This window comes from Caballeronia sp. LjRoot34 (assembly GCF_964253815.1).
GTDB lineage: Bacteria > Pseudomonadota > Gammaproteobacteria > Burkholderiales > Burkholderiaceae > Caballeronia.
In genome coordinates this window covers 1,896,601-1,913,839 of sequence record NZ_CAXUSB020000002.1, presented here as the reverse complement: position 1 = coordinate 1,913,839, position 17,239 = coordinate 1,896,601, and the positions used below count along the sequence as shown (strand labels likewise).

The following is a 17,239-nucleotide window of genomic DNA, read 5'->3' as shown; positions in this document are numbered from 1 at the left end:
GTTCTGTCAAACCTAAAAATCATGAAACGTCTCAAGTCTGTCGAACAGATCGCCATGGTGCCGTATCTGGCGCGTTGGCTGCTGCTTTCCTCCGTGCTCGGCGCCTTGGCCGGGTCCGCCTCCGCACTTTTTCTCTTTGCATTGGACCGCGCCACCGATACACGCCTGGATCATCCGTGGCTCGTCTGGTTGCTGCCGTTCGCGGGGTTCCTGACCGGCTGGATCTATCACCGCGTCGGCAAGAGCGTCGAGGGCGGCAACAACCTGCTGATCGACGAGATTCACGATCCGCAGAAGATCGTGCCCAAGCGCATGGCGCCGCTCGTGTTGGTGGCCACCGTGATCACTCACTTGTTCGGCGGCTCCGCGGGCCGCGAGGGCACAGCGGTCCAGATGGGCGGGGCGCTGGCTGACCGGGTCACGCACCTCTTCGATCTAGGTCGAGAGGACCGTCGCATCCTGCTGATGGCCGGCATCGCAGCGGGCTTTTCGTCGGTCTTCGGCACGCCTCTCGCCGGCGCGATCTTCGGCCTTGAGGTGCTTGCGATCGGCCGCCTGCGCTATGACGCGTTGCTGGCGTGTCTCGCCGCGTCTGTCGTGGCCGACGCGGTATGCCGTCTATGGGGCATTCACCACACCGTGTATTCGATCCCGTTCGTGCCGCCCGTCACGGCCCTCGGGTTTGGATCCGCGATCATTGCCGGTATCGCATTCGGTGTAGTGGGGATGCTCTTTGCCGACTCGACGCATGCGTTGTCCGCCCTCATCAAACGCAAGATCGCCTATGCGCCTTTTCGGCCCGTAGTTGGTGGTGCCGTGGTGGCGATCCTTGCCACCGTCCTGAACGTTCCGCAGTACCTGGGTCTCGGGATACCGACCATCGTGCAGGCCTTCAACGGTCCATTGCCGGTCTATGACTTTGCCGGCAAATTCGGCTTCACCGTGGTCACGCTTGCGTCAGGATTCAAGGGCGGCGAGGTGACTCCGCTCTTCTATATTGGCGCCACGCTTGGCAACGCACTGGGTCACATCCTGGCGTTGCCGATACCGGTGCTCGCGGGGCTCGGCTTTGTCGCCGTGTTCGCCGGTGCGGCGAACACCCCGATCGCGTCGACGGTGATGGCAATCGAACTCTTTGGTCCTCAGATCGGCGTGTATGCCGCCTTGGCGTGCGTGGTCAGTTACCTCTTTTCCGGTCACACGGGAATTTACCGCGCGCAACGGGTCGGCCACGCAAAACATCCGCTCATTCCAGCCGGCATGCGCTTGGCCGATATCCCGGCCTGGCGCCGCGCGCGCCGCAAGGCCGCGACCGTCTCCGCGCAATCCTGAACGCTTCGAACACTTTCCTGCCCATCACCATGACTCAGCTGATTTCACTTCGCCTGTATTTCCACCATTCCGAAAGGGCTCGTCCGACACGCTTCTGGCATCGGGTGTCGCGACCGAGCCTTGCCTTGCACTTACTTCGCCATGCGAAGGAAGCGGGTATCGAACAGGCGCTCTTGCATCGCGTCCATGCGGGTTACCTTAAAGGTGACCGGCTGCATCACGAACACATCGAGATTGCGCATCACCGTTTCCCGCACTGCATCGAACTCATCGACCTGGATGCCAAAGTGCGCGACTTCTGGCGTACGCATGGCAAGGGACTGGACAACGTGAGGGCAATTTTCTTGCCGTGCGAACTACCGATGCAGGCGACGTGACCAACGGTCACGCGGGCGGAGTCGACCATGAAACCACAGACCAGGATGCGGTTGGCAGGGCAGTTCACAGTGCTCGGGTTTGCGGTGCGCGTGACCCAGGTCATGGCCTGGATGCTGTGTCCACGGCCGTGAATTCTGTCTATGGCAGCATCTCGCCCGTCTGGTTTGCGGCCTTCGGTGCGTTGACGATGCCTTTCCCCACGCGCGTTACGTCAAGCTTATTCCCTGCACGTCGGAAAGCCCTTAGTCGAACAGTGACTCGAGATTCGGAGTGTCGTTCTGAGGCGCGTCCAGCTTCAAGGTCTCTGCGACATGCGCCAGATGTTCAGTCATGCAGGACGCCGCGAGTTCGGCGTCGCCCGCCTCGATGGCATCGATAAGATGGACGTGTTCGGTGTGCGGGCATGCGGGCACGTTCGGCTTGTCGTAGAGCGTGATGATCAGGCAGGTGAGCGACGTCAATTCGCGCATCAGTCGCAGCAGGATCTCGTTGTCAGCCATCTCCGCGATGAGCGTGTGAAATTCGCCGGACAGCCGGATGATCGTCGGACGGTCATCCTTTGCGCGCGCTTCTTTTTCTAGCCGGCTATGCCGGCGCAACGCGCGAATCTGCGCCGTCGTGATCGTATTGCATAGCATGCGTACCATATCCGGTTCGACCATGCGGCGCGTCACGAACACATCCCGTGCCTGTTTGACACTAGGACTGGCGATAAATGCGCCACGGTTAGGAACCAACGTGACGAGTCCCTCGTGCGCCAGCCTGCCCAAGACCTCGCGAATCTTGGTGCGGCTAACGCCTGCCAGTTCCGCCAGCCGATCCTCGATAAGACGCGTACCCGGCGCCAGCCGCTGCTCCTGCACGGCTTTGTGCAGCCGTGCGTAGATTTCTTCATTGCTATAAGTCTTGCCGGATCGCGCCGCCTCAGCGGGCTCGAGAAAGGGCGCAGCCAAAAATCTCTCCTGTCGATAACCTGAAATCAATCGGTTCGGTTTGTATACAGTTTGTATACAAAGTAATAAGCGGACATAGGTACAGCATCAGCTTCATTATAAAGTGGCTTGAGCGGGATTTAAAGCAACTTCCGATAACGAAGAGCACATGAAGACAGGCAGCAGCCTTGCATCGCACCGCAGCAGTGCTGAAAATCGTTCTAGCGGTGCCACTTTGCACAGATACAGTACTTCGTGAGTCCATGCACATGTTGTGAGCACCGGGCAGGAAACCTATCCCGCTTAGGGCAAATCGCTTGTCCAGCATTGCATACGATCACTAAAATAATTGCATGCAATAGACTCTACATTCTGGCATGAAGCTTGCGCCAATGTGATTGGCGCTCCTCACCACCGATCAATCCAACAGGCGGATATTGAAACGGCGAGGGCGAAAGGAGATTCACAAAACGATGTCTGATTCCATCATGACAAAACGGACTTTGCTCGGCATGCTGACGCCATCGTCCAACACCACGCTTGAGCCCGTGACGGCTGCGATGCTGGCTGGACTGTCCGAGGTCAGCGCGCACTTTGGACGTTTTCGCGTGACCGAAATCGGGCTCACCGATCGCGCGCTCGATCAATTCAATGACAAGGAAATTCTGGCGGCCGTCGACTTGCTTGCCGATGCCCGCCTCGACGTGATCGCGTGGAATGGGACGTCCGCAGGGTGGCTGGGTTTCGATGCCGACGAGCGTTTGTGCCGCCTGATCACTGAGCGCACCGGCATTGCCGCATGCACGTCGGTCCTTGCGCTCAACGAGATTTTCGAGCGCACGGGAGTGCGCCACTTTGGTCTCGTCACGCCGTATCGCGACGATGTGCAGGAACGGATCGTCCGAAACTATGCCAGCTCCGGATTCGAATGCGTCGCGGAGCGGCATTTGAAGCTGCAGGACAATTTTTCCTTTTCGGAAGTCAGCGCGAGCCAGATCCATACGATGGTGCGTGAGGTTGCGGCGTCGAAGCCCGATGCGATCGCTATCTTGTGCACCAATCTGGCGGGCGCGCCGCTCGCAGCCGAACTCGAATCCGAACTCGGCATCCCGATCTACGACTCGATATCGACGGCAGTGTGGAAATCGTTGCAACTCGCACGCGTCGATACCGCTCGCGTCAAAGGATGGGGCCGCCTGTTCGCGGACCTGACGCGATGAATGAAACCTTCGACCTCGTCATCCGCCGCGCGGACATCGCCACTGCTGTGGACCGCTTTCACGCGGACATCGGCATCATCGGCGGACGCATTGCGGCGCTCGGCGTGAAGCTCGCCGCCGGCTTGCAGGAGATAGACGCGAACGGGCGGCTGGTCACGCCGGGCGGCGTGGACGGACACTGCCACCTCGACCAGCCGACAGGCGACGACTCGGTGATGGCCGACGATTTTACGAGCGGCACGGTATCGGCTGCATGCGGCGGAACCACAACCGTCATCCCATTCGCGTGCCAGCAGAAGGGCCAGTCGCTTCGCGCGGCGATTGACGACTATCACCGGCGCGCCGAGGGCCGGGCGGTGATCGACTATGCGTTTCACCTGATCGTGACCGATCCGACGCCGCACGTTATTCACGAAGAATTGCCGCAACTGATCGAAGAGGGCTACACGTCGTTCAAGATCTATATGACGTACGACGCGCTCAAGCTCGATGACCGGCAGATGATCGAGGTCCTGGCCACAGCCCGCAAACATGGCGCGATGACCATGATCCATGCGGAGAACGCCGACTGCATCGCGTGGCTTACCGAGGCGCTGCTCGAGCAGGGCATCACCGCGCCTATCGGGCACGCGCTTTCACGGCCCATGCTGGTCGAACGCGAGGCGACGCATCGGGCAATCAGTCTCGCCGAGCTCGTCGATACGCCGATCCTGATCGTTCACGTGTCGGGTGCGGAGGCGATCGACCAGATTCGCTGGGCGCAAGGGCGGGGACTGTCAGTGTTTGCCGAGACTTGCCCGCATTATCTGCTGCTCACCGATGACATGCTCGACGATGGCGCGCGCGGATACCAGTGCATCTGCAGCCCGCCGCCACGCGACGAGGCGAACCGCCAGGCGGTCTGGGATGGCTTGAATAACGGTACGTTCCAGTTGGTGTCATCGGACCATGCGCCGTTCACATACGCGGGCCCTGGCGGCAAGTTGACAGCGGGCGACAACCCGTCGTTCGATCGCGTGCCGAACGGTATGCCGGGGATCGAAACCCGCATGCCGTTGCTGATGTCGGACGGCGTGCTGAGCGGATGCATCGACATTCATGCATTTGTCGCGCTGACGGCGACAAATGCGGCGAAGCTTTACGGGCTCTATCCGGCAAAAGGATCGATCGCGATTGGCAGCGACGCCGACCTGGTGATCTGGGATACGGAGCACGAGTTCGTGCTGAGCAACGACCATCTGCATCACAACGTCGACTACACGCCGTATGAGGGCTGGCGGATGAGGGCGTGGCCCGCCTGCACGCTTTCGCGTGGCGAAGTGGTCTGGGACGGTGCCCGGCCCACGGGTGCATATGGGCGGGGCCTGTTTTTGAAGGCGCTGAGGCCGCAACTCGCGCGGCCGCGACATTCGCTCGAACCGCGCAGCGGGCCGCACAAGGTTCTGTCCGGATTCGCGATGCCAGCAGCGTATCGGTTCCAGCCCTGACGCACAGGACCTCACCGGACCTCACAGGAGATCGGCCATGTATTCAGGCATTCGCGCGGCGCACCCGACGTGCCACTTTCATCTCAAGGTTTCGACATGACGGCAGAGACGAGCACCCGCGTGCGTCAGGGCGTTGCCGTCGCGCTGGAAAATATCCAGCACCGATTCGGCGCGACGTCCGTCATAGAGGATCTCAATCTCTCGATCGAGGGTGGCGAACTGGTCGCGCTGCTGGGGCCATCCGGCTGCGGCAAGAGCACGTTGCTGCGGATTCTTGCCGGCTTGCTCAGGCAAAGCCACGGCTCGGTGCGCATTGGTGCGGACACGGTCGACCGTCTTTCCACCAGCGAGCGCGGCGCGGGTATCGTGTTTCAAAGCTATGCGCTGTTTCCGCACATGTCGGTTGAAGACAATGTCGCCTATGGTATGCGTGCCCGGGGCGTACCGAAATCGGAATGCGCGAGGACGGTCGCGGCGATGCTGGAGATGGTCAAGATGACGGCCTACAGCAAGCGCTATCCGCGCGAGCTGTCGGGTGGCCAGCAGCAGCGGGTCGCGCTCGCCCGCACACTCGCGGTCCGTCCCAAGGTGCTGCTGCTCGACGAGCCGTTCGCCGCGCTCGACAAGAATCTGCGGCTCGATATGCAGATCGAGATAAAACGTATCCAGCGAGAACTCGGCATCACCACGTTGTTGGTCACGCATGATCAGGAAGAGGCGATGTCGATGGCGGACCGGCTCGCGGTCATGAACGCCGGCCGGGTCGAGCAGTTCGATTCGCCCGAGGCGATTTACGACACGCCGTCGTCGCTATTTGTCGCGACCTTTGTTGGCACGGCGAATCTGCTGCCGGGCAGGCTCGCCCGGGATGCGGACGGCCGCTTCTCGGTGGCCTGCGCGACAGGCGGCCAGATGATGCTGCAACGCGCCACGCCTTGCTCCCGTAGCGGCGGGGTGGTGCTTGCCGCGAGGCCCGAGCATCTGGTGATGGGCATGCCGTCGCAGACATCGCTCGATGCTACCGTCGAGATGGCCCTGCCGCTCGGCGCTTCGGTGCTGTACGAGCTGTCACTGGCGGATGGCCAGCCGATAAAAATCACACAACCGCGGCGAGCGGAAGCGCCGCGCTTTGCCGTTGGGCAACGGGTCGGCGTGAGCCTGCGCTCGGATTCCCCCGCCAGCGTGTTTGCGGCCTGAACGGGGACATCATGACGGCCGCCTCGCCATCCATCGCCATGCCAATTGCCGTCGATACACAGCCGGTTGCCCTTTCGCCGCTTTCGCTGGCGCTGCCGCTTGGCCTCTTCTTCATTGTATTCGTGCTCGGCCCGCTGCTGTTGCTCGTCTATGTCAGTTTGCACAACGACCCGGCGTTGATCCATTTCGGGTTCGGCCAGTACAGCAAGTTCTTCACCGACAGTTTCAACGTCAACGTGCTGGTTCAAACGCTGTGGCTGGGTGTGAAGGTCACGGCGCTTTCGTTGCTGCTGGGCATTCCGCTCGCGAGTCTCTACACGGGTGCGCCAGCGCGCTGGCAAGGGCCGCTGATGCTTGTCATCGTGTTGCCGCTTTTGACGAGCGCAGTGGTCAGGACGTTCGCCTGGGTCGTTATTCTCGGGCGCGAGGGAATTGTCAACACGCTGCTGCTGCATGCGGGCCTGATCGATGCGCCGCTCAGACTCCTGTTCACGCAGGGCGCGGTGGTCGTCGCACTTGCGCAGATCGAGTTGCCGCTGATGGTGCTGCCACTCATCACGTCGCTGATGAACATCGACCCGAATCTGCGTCAAGCATCGCTCGCGTTGGGCGCGGGCAGTTGGCGCACGTTCTTCCGGATAACACTGCCATTGTCGATGCCAGGTTTGCTGGCCGGCTGCACGCTGGTTTTCGCGTCGAGCGTCAGCGCATTCGTGACGCAGACGCTGGTAGGCGGCGGCCAGCATGTGTTCATGCCGTTCTACATGTACCAGCAGGCGATCGAGGCCAGCAACTATCCGTTCGCTGCAACGGTGGCAGTCCTGCTGCTCGCGTCCGTGGCTATCGTGGTTGTTCTGATCAACGTGTTCGGCCGTCGCAGCAAGGGGTTCATTCATGGGTGAAATCCAACGAGAAACGAGCATCGCGAAGGCCGCTGGCCGGCCGAAATCGCCGGGCCGGTCGCTGGAGCGCCGTTCGTTCGAACTGGTGTTCGGAGGGCTTGGCGCGATCGCGGCGCTGCAACTGATCTCGCCGACGGTGATCGTTCTGATCACCTCTTTTACCAGTGCGTATTCGCTGAAATTTCCACCGCCTGGATACTCGACCCGGTGGTACGAGGCGTTATGGAGCAACTCGCCGGAAATTCTCGAAGCCTTCACGTTGTCGTTCCAGGTGGCGGCGCTCGCGTGCTGCATATCGGTGGCGGCGGCGGTCCCGGCGGCGCTTTCTCTCGCTCGCCGGCGCGAGTCCTGGGCGCGTGTGCTCGAGTCAGCCTTTCTGTCGCCGTTGATGTTGCCGAGTCTCGCACTGGGACTCGCCCTGTTGATGTTGTTCAATCAGGCCGGCATAGGGTTGTCGTTCTGGACGCTGGTGATAGGCCACATAGCGATTACCGCGCCGTACATTGTGCGCACGACCATCGCGAGCCTCGTGCAGATCGACCCGGCCTTGCATCAAAGCGCGGGCAGTCTGGGGGCCTCGCAACGCTATATGTTTTTCACGGTGACCTTGCCGCTGATTGCGCGCGGCGTGGTAGCAGGCACATTCATCGCGTTCATGAACTCTTTCGATAACGTTGCAGTGTCGCTATTTTTGTCGGATGCGCGCAGTGAAATGCTGCCGATCCGGATGTGGCACATCATCGAGGATAACCTGGACGTACGCGCGGCCGCGGTATCGGGCGTGTTGATAGCGGTGACGCTTGTACTGATGGTGGTCATGGAGCGCATGACAGGTATCTCGAGGCATTTCCGATGACGCGACGCGCGCACGTCCTCGTCTACGAGATGGCGCATCCGGAAGATTGTTCGGGCCTTGCACGCGATCTCGAACTGGGCCCGCTGCGAGCGGACAGCATTCGCGCAGTCTTCATCAAGACAGAAGGCAACGGGCTCGATAACGACTGGAGCCGGCCTCTTGCGCTGCGTTCGCTGTCGGCGCATCTGCCCGCGCCCCGGGGGGCGGACGACCGTGCACCGATGTGCGTAGTCTCGGGCGGCTGCGAAGGGATACTGACACCGCACATGGTTGTATTCGCCTGCGTGGATAACGAAACGCAGGAGCTGCAAGGCGCGGGTGAGGGCATGCCGACGACGGCGGCACTGGCAATCGGCACGGCCGTTTCCGAACCGCTCGATGCCACCCAGATCGGCTATGAAGCGCACGCACTGAGCGCGCGCGATGTCGTCGAACGCGCGCGCCACGACGCCGGGCTCGATGAGTCCGACGTTGCCTACGTACATCTGCTTTCACCATGGATGAGCGCGGCACTGGTTTTGTCGGCACCGCCGGACGCGGCTTTGGTTGCACGCACTGCTCACGCGTCCAAGCCGGCGATTCGCGCAGCCGCGGCGCTGGGCGCAGGACTGGCATTGAACGAGATCGAGTGGCCGGAGATTCGCTGGACCAGCGCGGGGCCGGTGGCGAGCCGGCATGTGAAGCGGGTTGCCGTCACCGCAGGCGACACAGACGGCCGCATTCACGCGCTGGTGCTTGGCAACAGCACCGCATGGCGTGGCGGGTTGCAGGTCGCGAGCACCCAGATGTCGGACATGCTCGACCTTCAGGCGCTCGCGGCCGTGCGGCACGAGCGGTTGCTCGCCGGGTTCTTCAAGGGTGACCCGCCGCCCGACGGACGCGTGCGCGGCTCCCGGACCACGATGGGCAGCGACAGCGACATCCATGCGTTCAGGCACTTTCGCGCGGCGATGAGCGGCGTATTCGGCGCCGCGCTCGGCTCGCCGCGAATCTTTATCGGCGGTGGCGCGGAGTATCAATGCGTACCCGGCGGCGGAATGCTTGCGACGGTGTTCGAAACTTGCGCGCATCGCTGATGCGGCTCTTCACGAGGCATGGCACATGATCACCGATATCGATTTGCAGGTCAGGCAGCCGTTTCATGAGAAGGGATTTGTTGTGCTGCACGACTGGATTCCACAGGACTGGCTGGAAGAACTGCGTGCCGTAACCGACCGCGTGCTGGCGTGGGCTCCTGACGACGCCGAGAAGTCCGCGCTGCTTGACTGGGAGCCGGAAGTCGACGCACAAGGGCGGCGGCGCGTGCAACGTATCCGCCGGCCTCAGGACATCGACCCGTTCTACTGGAAGCTGGCGCGGGCGGACTTCATCCTCGATGCGGTCGCAGCGGTGATCGGCCCGGACATCCGTCTCCACCACAGCAAGATCAACATCAAGGCGCCTGCAGTGGGTTCGGCGCTGGAGTGGCATCAGGACTGGGCGTTCATTCCGCATACCTACCCGGGCATGGCGATTGTCGCGATCTGCCTGGACCCGTGCGCTGAAGTGAACGGTCCGATTCGCTTTCTGCCGGAGTCGCATCGTGGCCCGCTTCACGATCACCATAGTGACGGTATCTTCTTCGGTGCAATCGATCCCGCCGAACTGGATCTCGACCGTGCTGAACATGCGGTCGGCGAGGCTGGCATGGTCTCCATTCACCACCCGTTCACCGTGCACGGATCCGGATTCAATCATGGCGTGCATGATCGAAGGATCCTGTTCTTCGAATACGCTGCCGCGGATGCGTGGCCACTGTTCTACGGCGTGCAATGGGACGAATTTAACCAGCGCATGGTGCGTGGTCAATCGACTTATACGCCACGCATGGAAGCGGTCGCCCTGCGCATGCCGTATCCGTCGGCAACCTACGGTGCAGGCAAGATATACGATCAGCAGCAGCGGTTCGACAAGAAGTTCTTCCGTGCCAAGAGCAGCGGGGAAAAAGCATGAACGAACGCACTATCGTGGGCTGCCGGATACTCAGTTCGCCGGATCGGTTGCGTCAGCAGGATCCAGTGCAGCAGCGCTGGGACATCCATATCGCCGGCACTCGGATCGACAAGGTCGTGGCGACGCAAACGCAAGCTCCGCGCGGCATAGTGGTTGATGGCCGCGCGCTGCTCGCCACGCCAGGCTGGATCAACGGACACACGCACAGCCATGAAGGTTTTCATAAGGGACGGTACGACAATGTACCGCTCGAATTGTGGATGAACAACGTGCGGCCGCTGGAGCCCATTCCGTTCACGCCGCGGCAAGTTTATCTGCGCACGTTGATCGGCGCGATCGATGCGCTGCGCTCCGGCACCACCACGATCTGCGACGACATGAACGCCAGTCCGGTGCTGCAGCCCGAGCTCGTGGAAGCGGCGTACCAGGCATATGAGGATCTCGGCATCCGGGCGCTTGTCGGCATCACGCTTTTCGACAAACCTTTTTTCAGGGCACTGCCATTCGTCGACGAAGAGTTCGACCCGGTACTGCTGGCCAATCTGGATGCGACCCAGCCCACGCCTGCCGCAGAGTACCTGAGCTACGCCGAATCGCTGGCGCGCGCGCGCCATCCGCGCCAGCATCGCGTTGGCTACCTGGCGACGCCGAGCGCGCCGCAACGTTGCACGCAAGACTTCTTGATGAGCGTGCGCGAACTCGCCGATCGGCACGACTTGCCGTTGATCATTCACGTGCAGGAAACGCGGATGCAGGTGGTCACCGGGCAAGCGTTCTACGGCAGTTCGATGGTGGAGTATCTGCATCGCATCGGCTTTCTGAAGCCTGCAACCAGTCTGATTCATGGTGTATGGCTGACCCCGCGCGATATCGACCTCCTGGCTTCGAGCGGGGCGTCGGTGCAGCACAATCCGCAAAGCAACCTGAAGCTGGGCTCGGGCATCGCACCCGTCCCCGCGATGCTCAAGGCCGGAGTCAATGTGAGCCTCGGTAGCGACGGCTGCGGCTCGATTGAAAACGCCAACATGCTGAAAGTCATGCACGCGATGGCCCTGATCCACAAGATGCGGGGCGACGACTATACGCACTGGGTCGGCGCGGACGACGCCTTTCATGCGGCCACGGCGGCGGGCGCCAAGGCGCTGGGACTCGACGACATGATCGGCCAGATACGTCCTGGGATGCGAGCGGATCTGAGCTTGTGGCGTACCGATTCAATTCCGTTCGTTCCACTAAACGATCCATTGAGGCAACTCGTTTTCAACGAAACCGGAGCGAATCTGGCAAGTGTTTTTGTCGACGGCGAGCCGGTGCTCGAGCACGGCCGGCTGACACGTGTCGACGAAACCTCGCTGCTGGAGGAAATCGCGGCTGAGTGGGCAGCACTTGCGCCCCTCATCGCCGACCGCGAAACCAAGGTCGAACAAATGTTTCCGTCGTACCGGCGTATCTGGGACCGCTGCTGCGCAACGGGCATTGATACGGCGGTCTACCCGGCACGCTTCGATCGCTAGATGCAATTCAGGCGACCCGGCGGATGCCGCATCACTCTCAGGATAAGGCGCCGGCCTGTGCGCCGGGCCGCGCAATTTACCTCACAACGTAAAGGAGCATCCAGCATGAACACTACATATAGTCGGTCACGGCGCGCCGTGTTGAAAGCTGTTGGCGCGGCGGCCCTGGTCGGTGCGGCCGGTACACGCCGCAGCTTTGCGGCGGACCGGATCGCTGCGGCGACCTTTCCCGGTGCATGGGAAACAGCGCATCGCAGCTTCCTCATTCCTGCATTCGAGAAGGCGAGCGGCGGTTCTGTAAATTTGATGCCCACCATGCCGTTGGAGATCATCGCGAAAACTGCCGCGGCCCGCAATAACCCCCCATTCGATGTTATCGTCGCCGACGAAGGCTCGTTCGCGGTCGCTGTTCAGGAGGGGCTCATCGAACCGATTCCGGCCGCGCTGTTACCGAACCTGAAATACCTTCCTGCGAAATTTGTCGATCCGCATGGTCTCGGTGTCTATGTGTCGGCTCAGGTCGTCGGCATTGCTTACAATACGGAAAAAATAAAAGTCGCACCCACGTCATGGAACGACCTCCTCAAGCCCGAATATAAAGGCCGCGTGGGGGTAGTGGGATTTGGCTCGGCTGTGGGTCCGGTATGGCTCACCGAGGTTGCGAAGATGCGCGGCGGCAGTGAAACCAATATGGAACCTGCTTTCGCCTACCTGCGCGAGCTGCTGCCGAACATTGGTGCGGTAGCGTCGAGCCCTGGCCAACTGGCGACGCTGATTCAGCAAGGACAGGTTGATATTTGCGCGCACTACAGCAACAACGTCGGCGATTTGCAGGCGAAAGGCGTGCCGGTCGAACTGGCGCGTCCCGATACAGGCTGGGGCATCGTGCTCACGTCGATGCACGTCGTTAAGAACAGCAAGGAACCCGCGCTGGCGGCAGCGTATATCAACGCGGCGCTGGATGCCGGCGTGCAAGGCAAACTCGCCGACGCGCCGTACTATCTTGTACCCACCAATACGCAGGTCCCATATTCGAAAGGATTGCAGCATTACGCTCGGAATGCTGCGGAACTTGACACTTTCAAATCCATCGACTGGGTCAAACTTGCGCCTTTGCGTCAGGGGTATATCGATCGCTTCAATCGGGAGGTAAAGGTCTAATTTGGACCGGCTAGCGTCTTTCCGGGGCGCCTGTTGGTGCGGGAAGACAAGACGGACAACGCAATTATTGTGGTTTCGGGCGTCGGTCTTCCTCGACGATGCTCGCGACTGCATCTAATGTTTTCGCGTAACCGACGTGCCGTACGCAACCCTTGGAATAGACATCTGACGCAAGCTCATATTTCACATGAATACAGTTTTATTCGGATAACTACACAATAGCAGTGAGGAGTGCATCGTCGAGCGGCTGGTACGGGCGAACTGCTCTAGCTGACGTTTTCTCAAGAGGGGGGCGTAAGCCCGGTTGCGGCGATAACGCGGGTTATCGCGGCGATACTCGCCGCATGGCGTCGGGGCAGGGCGACTTCAGGGACGTTTGGCCTCGTTGGGTTCCTTGCAAGCGCCGACGATTGGATCTTCGGAAGATTGCTGTTCGGCCGGAGCGGTCGTTCGCCGGTTAACCTTGCTATGCCCGCTCATCGCTTAAGACCAGCCATTCATTAACGCCAGGGACGAACGTCTGCTACCGGCTTCAACGAACGAGCGCCTCCGACCCTTCCGACCCTTCCGAGTTATTCGAGCTTGCGTGTCCGTTGCTCCCATCACAATGAAAAACGGTTGAACTGGTTGTTTACAGATTCACTGCGTCGGCGCTCCTGGAAGTGTGGACCATGCATGGGTCAGCATTATTTTCGCTGTGCGAAAATATATTCGCTAGGTGAAACCACCTATTGGCGATCAGCTCGGAGCTTCGTTACAGTTTCGTCTACCGAAATAATGCGCGTTAGCCGAAATTATTTCAGCTGAAACATCGCTATCCATCGCATCTTCAAAGGTCGCCATGCAAATCGGAAAACCCAGTCAGCTACGCACGTCGATTTCTACCGCAACGCCTGACAGCATCACGGTCCGTAACCGGGATCTCTGCAAGGAGTTGATAGGCCACATGAGCCTGACCGACTTCTTTTGTCTGCTCCTGACTGGCCAGCCGCCCACGGACGTCCAGCGCCTGTTCCTCGACGCATCCCTGGTGTCGATTTCGGAACACGGGCTGGTGCCGTCCATACAAGCCGCCCGCATGACATTCGCCGCAGCCCCCGAGGCTTTGCAGGGCGCGGTGGCAGCCGGCCTGCTGGGATGCGGGTCGGTCGTCCTCGGCAGTTCCGAAGAGGCGGGCAAGCTGTTCGCCGGATTGCTCGCGAAAACGCCGCAAGAGGGCACGCTCGAACAGGTGGTCGAGCGTGAAATCTCGGCACTGCGGGCGCGGCGGGCGCCGTTACCCGGCTTTGGGCATCCGCTGCACCAGCAGGAAGATCCCCGCGCCACGCGCTTGCTCGCCATGGCGGACGAACACGGCACCGCGGGCGCGAACGTGCGGGTGCTGCGCGAGATCGCTGCCGCGGTGCCGAAAATCTATGGCCGGGCATTGCCGATCAACGTGTCGGGCGCGATTCCAGCCGTGCTGCTCGACGTCGGTTTTCCGCTCAAGGCCTTGAAAGGCGTGCCGCTCGTCGCGCGGAGCGTGAGCCTCGTCGCGCATCTGCTGGAGGAGAGCATGGAGCCGATCGGCTTCGCGCTGGCCCATGCCGGCGAAAGCGCGATCGAATACGTCGGCTGAACAAGCACTCCCGGAACACAACGCGGCGGTTGCCGCACATGGAGCAATCGAAGTGATCAAGGTATTGCAGAACATTCGTGTCATCGAACAAGGCACCTTCATTACCGGGCCGGCCACGGGGATGCTGCTTGGCGATCTCGGCGCCGACGTCATCAAGGTCGAGCAGCCCGGCTCGGGCGATCCTTTCCGGGCCTTTCGCGGCGGCCTCTACAGCCCGCACTTCCAGACCTACAACCGTAACAAGCGCAGCGTCACGCTCAATACGAAGGATGCCGGCGATCTTGCCACTTTCGACGAGCTGATCCGTACTGCGGACGTGTACATCCAGAATTTCCGGCCCGGCGCGGCAGCGCGCCTGAACGTGGACGAAGCGCGTCTTCGCGCAATCAACCCTCGCCTGATCTACTGCTCGATCAGCGGCTTCGGCCAGTCGGGGCCGTCAGCGGGACGTCCTGCGTACGATACGGTCGCGCAAGCCGCGAGCGGATTCCTCGGACTGCTCGTCAATCCGGAGAACCCGCGCGTGGTCGGACCGGCAATCGCCGATTCGATCACGGGCTTCTACGCCGCCTACGGCATTCTCGGGGCATTGCAGGAGCGCGCGCGCACGGGAACGGGCCTGAGCGTGGAAGTGTCGATGCTCGAGGCCATGACGCATTTCAACATGGACGCATTCACGCACTACTATTCGGCGAACGAGGTCATGGGACCCTACAGCCGGCCGATGGTCTCGCAGTCATATGTCATGAAATGCCGGGACGGCAAATGGCTCGCGCTGCATATGTCGTCGCCGGAAAAATTCTGGCAGGGGTTGGCCTTGGTGATCGGCGTCCCGGGCTTGCTGGACGACCCGCGTTTCTCGACGCGCGAGGGCCGCATCGACAACCAGGATGCGATGATCGACGTCCTAACGGGAATATTCGTCGAGCGTGAGCGTGACGAATGGTGCAGCCTCCTGCTCGCGCAGGATGTACCGCACGCGCCCATGTACGACGCAAGCGAAGCGCTGGAAGACCCGCAGGCCAAGCACCTGGAATTACTGGTGAGCGCGCGCCACGCGACGATGGGCGAGTACAAGACCGTGCGCAGCCCGGTTAGCTATAACGGCGAGCGCTCGCTTTCGATCGTGCCGCCGCCGGTACTCGGCGAACACAACGAAGAAATCCTCGGGCCTCTGCGCGCGTGAGACATCGCCGTGCTCGCCAGAGATGGGCCCGGAACACATTGCCGGGCGGCGCGGGAACAACAATCAGGAGACTGTCATGGCGTTGAGCGTGGAAAAAGCCGGCATGAGCCAGCTTTCGCAGGACCTGGAGAAAGCAACGTACGACAAGGTGTTCTGGCGCTGTGTGCCGCTATTCTTTCTTTGCTACATGGTGTCGTACCTCGACCGGGTCAACATCGGCTTCGCGAAGCTGCAGATGCTCGGCGACCTGCATCTCAGCGACAACGTGTACGCGTTGGGCGCGAGCATGCTGTTCTGGGGCTACGTCCTGTTCGAAATGCCGAGCAACATCGTGCTGCACCGCGTGGGAGCGCGCCGCTGGATTGCCCGGATCATGGTGACCTGGGGCCTCGTCTCCATCCTGCTGATGTACATCGGGCCGCTGGGGCAGTTCTTCCATACCGGTTCGGCGACCATGTTCTACGGGCTGCGTTTCCTGCTGGGCGTGTGCGAAGCGGGCTTCTTTCCTGGCGTGGTTCTCTATCTGAACAGCTGGTTCCCATCGCACAAGCAGAACCGCGTCATGGCCGGCTTCATGGTGGCGCTGCCGCTGAGCTTGTGTATCGGCGGACCGGTCTCGGGCTGGGTGCTGCAGAACATGCACGAGACGCTCGGCTTTCGCGGCTGGCAGTGGATGCTGATCGTTGAAGGTCTGCCCGCCATCATCCTTGGGGTGCTGGTACTGCTCACGCTGACGGAAACTATCGACGATGCCCGCTGGCTCACGCCCGAAGAGAAATCGCTGTTGAAGCGCAACATCTCGTCGGAGAACGTGACGAAGACCCACGACTTTCGCGCCGCATTGAAAAGCCGGGGCGTATGGCTCCTGTGCGGCATCTTGCTCACCATGAACACCGGCTTCTATGGCTTGTCGTTCTGGCTGCCGTCCATCATCAGTGCCGCAGGGCTCAAGGACGCTTTTCATATCGGTTTGCTTGCCGCCGTGCCGTATGTCGCCGCCAGCATTGTGATGGTCGCGAACGCCATGCATTCGAACCGCACCGGGGAGCGGCGGCTGCATGCCGCCATTCCAGCGCTGCTGGCCGGTATCGCATTGATTCTCAGCGCGATATTCACGCACCAGCTCTCGGTGTCGATCCTACTCATTTCGATCGCCGCATCCGGGATCATAAGCATCATGCCGATCTTCTGGACCTTCGCCGGCCGCCTGCTGTCGGGCGCAGCGGCGGCGGCGGGCCTCGCGATGATCAACTCCATTGGCAGCTTGTCCGGCATCACCGGCGCAATGATCACCAACATGGCGAAGAACGTGACCGGCGACGTCAACAGCGGCACCTACGTGCTGGGCGGATGCCTGCTGGTGTGCTGCTGCCTGATTCTTTCGATTCCCCGCGCAATGGCGTCCACCGGACGACCTGATTGAGCCAGGTTTCGTCGCGCGCGCCGGGGTAGCCGGCGCAAGCG

General features: G+C 61.3%; 15 protein-coding genes. 14 read left to right on the top strand and 1 reads right to left on the bottom strand.

Features of this window, described 5'->3' with window-relative positions; translation table 11 throughout:
* The first annotated feature begins 21 nt into the window (after nucleotides 1-21).
* Both ACSQ36_RS28175 and ACSQ36_RS28170 read left to right on the top strand, forming a co-directional pair.
* Entirely contained in the window at nucleotides 22-1,332 is a 1,311-nt protein-coding gene (locus ACSQ36_RS28175) for a voltage-gated chloride channel family protein (RefSeq protein ID WP_436184503.1), read from the top strand.
* 29 nt (nucleotides 1,333-1,361) lie between these two features.
* Nucleotides 1,362-1,709 carry a DUF190 domain-containing protein gene (locus tag ACSQ36_RS28170; protein WP_436184502.1) on the top strand — a complete coding sequence of 116 codons (348 nt, stop codon included), beginning with the start codon at nucleotides 1,362-1,364 and terminating at the stop codon, nucleotides 1,707-1,709.
* Between the two features lie 243 nt (nucleotides 1,710-1,952).
* On the opposite strand, the gene ACSQ36_RS28165 is transcribed toward ACSQ36_RS28170, so the two are convergent.
* Nucleotides 1,953-2,663, bottom strand: coding sequence for a GntR family transcriptional regulator (locus tag ACSQ36_RS28165; protein WP_436184501.1), 711 nt, complete (start codon nucleotides 2,661-2,663; stop codon nucleotides 1,953-1,955).
* A 467-nt stretch (nucleotides 2,664-3,130) separates the two neighbouring features.
* On the opposite strand from ACSQ36_RS28165, the gene ACSQ36_RS28160 reads away from it, so the two are divergent.
* The 12 genes from ACSQ36_RS28160 to ACSQ36_RS28105 all read left to right on the top strand — a co-directional run bounded on the left by ACSQ36_RS28160 (nucleotide 3,131) and on the right by ACSQ36_RS28105 (nucleotide 17,198).
* Complete coding sequence (locus tag ACSQ36_RS28160; protein WP_436184966.1) at nucleotides 3,131-3,862, top strand: maleate cis-trans isomerase family protein; 732 nt, start codon at nucleotides 3,131-3,133, stop codon at nucleotides 3,860-3,862.
* Nucleotides 3,859-5,349: a dihydropyrimidinase gene (gene hydA, locus ACSQ36_RS28155; protein WP_436184500.1), complete on the top strand. Its 1,491-nt coding sequence runs from the start codon at nucleotides 3,859-3,861 to the stop codon at nucleotides 5,347-5,349. The genes ACSQ36_RS28160 and hydA overlap by 4 nt, the downstream gene beginning before the upstream one ends.
* Nucleotides 5,350-5,445: 96 nt before the next feature.
* The gene (locus tag ACSQ36_RS28150; protein ID WP_436184499.1) at nucleotides 5,446-6,546 is read left to right on the top strand and encodes an ABC transporter ATP-binding protein; all 1,101 of its coding nucleotides are present in this window, start codon (nucleotides 5,446-5,448) and stop codon (nucleotides 6,544-6,546) included.
* 11 nt (nucleotides 6,547-6,557) lie between these two features.
* A complete protein-coding gene (locus ACSQ36_RS28145; RefSeq protein WP_436184498.1) occupies nucleotides 6,558-7,448 on the top strand; it encodes an ABC transporter permease in 891 nt (296 codons plus the stop codon).
* Nucleotides 7,441-8,304: an ABC transporter permease gene (locus ACSQ36_RS28140; protein WP_436184497.1), complete on the top strand. Its 864-nt coding sequence runs from the start codon at nucleotides 7,441-7,443 to the stop codon at nucleotides 8,302-8,304. The genes ACSQ36_RS28145 and ACSQ36_RS28140 overlap by 8 nt, the downstream gene beginning before the upstream one ends.
* Nucleotides 8,301-9,380 (top strand): ring-opening amidohydrolase, encoded by a 1,080-nt coding sequence (locus tag ACSQ36_RS28135; protein ID WP_436184496.1) that lies wholly within the window; start codon nucleotides 8,301-8,303, stop codon nucleotides 9,378-9,380. Before ACSQ36_RS28140 ends, ACSQ36_RS28135 begins: the two co-directional genes overlap by 4 nt.
* Before the next feature lie 25 nt (nucleotides 9,381-9,405).
* Nucleotides 9,406-10,296: a phytanoyl-CoA dioxygenase family protein gene (locus ACSQ36_RS28130; protein ID WP_436184495.1), complete on the top strand. Its 891-nt coding sequence runs from the start codon at nucleotides 9,406-9,408 to the stop codon at nucleotides 10,294-10,296.
* The gene (locus ACSQ36_RS28125) at nucleotides 10,293-11,810 is read left to right on the top strand and encodes an amidohydrolase family protein (protein ID WP_213765719.1); all 1,518 of its coding nucleotides are present in this window, start codon (nucleotides 10,293-10,295) and stop codon (nucleotides 11,808-11,810) included. The genes ACSQ36_RS28130 and ACSQ36_RS28125 overlap by 4 nt, the downstream gene beginning before the upstream one ends.
* Before the next feature lie 105 nt (nucleotides 11,811-11,915).
* Entirely contained in the window at nucleotides 11,916-12,971 is a 1,056-nt protein-coding gene (locus ACSQ36_RS28120; RefSeq protein WP_213765768.1) for an extracellular solute-binding protein, read from the top strand.
* An 841-nt stretch (nucleotides 12,972-13,812) separates the two neighbouring features.
* Nucleotides 13,813-14,589, top strand: a complete 777-nt coding sequence (locus ACSQ36_RS28115) for a citryl-CoA lyase (RefSeq protein WP_213765720.1) — start codon at nucleotides 13,813-13,815, stop codon at nucleotides 14,587-14,589.
* Nucleotides 14,590-14,641: 52 nt separating this feature from the next.
* Entirely contained in the window at nucleotides 14,642-15,775 is a 1,134-nt protein-coding gene (locus tag ACSQ36_RS28110; RefSeq protein WP_213765769.1) for a CaiB/BaiF CoA transferase family protein, read from the top strand.
* A 76-nt stretch (nucleotides 15,776-15,851) separates the two neighbouring features.
* Nucleotides 15,852-17,198 (top strand): MFS transporter, encoded by a 1,347-nt coding sequence (locus ACSQ36_RS28105; protein ID WP_213765721.1) that lies wholly within the window; start codon nucleotides 15,852-15,854, stop codon nucleotides 17,196-17,198.
* Nucleotides 17,199-17,239 lie beyond the last annotated feature (41 nt).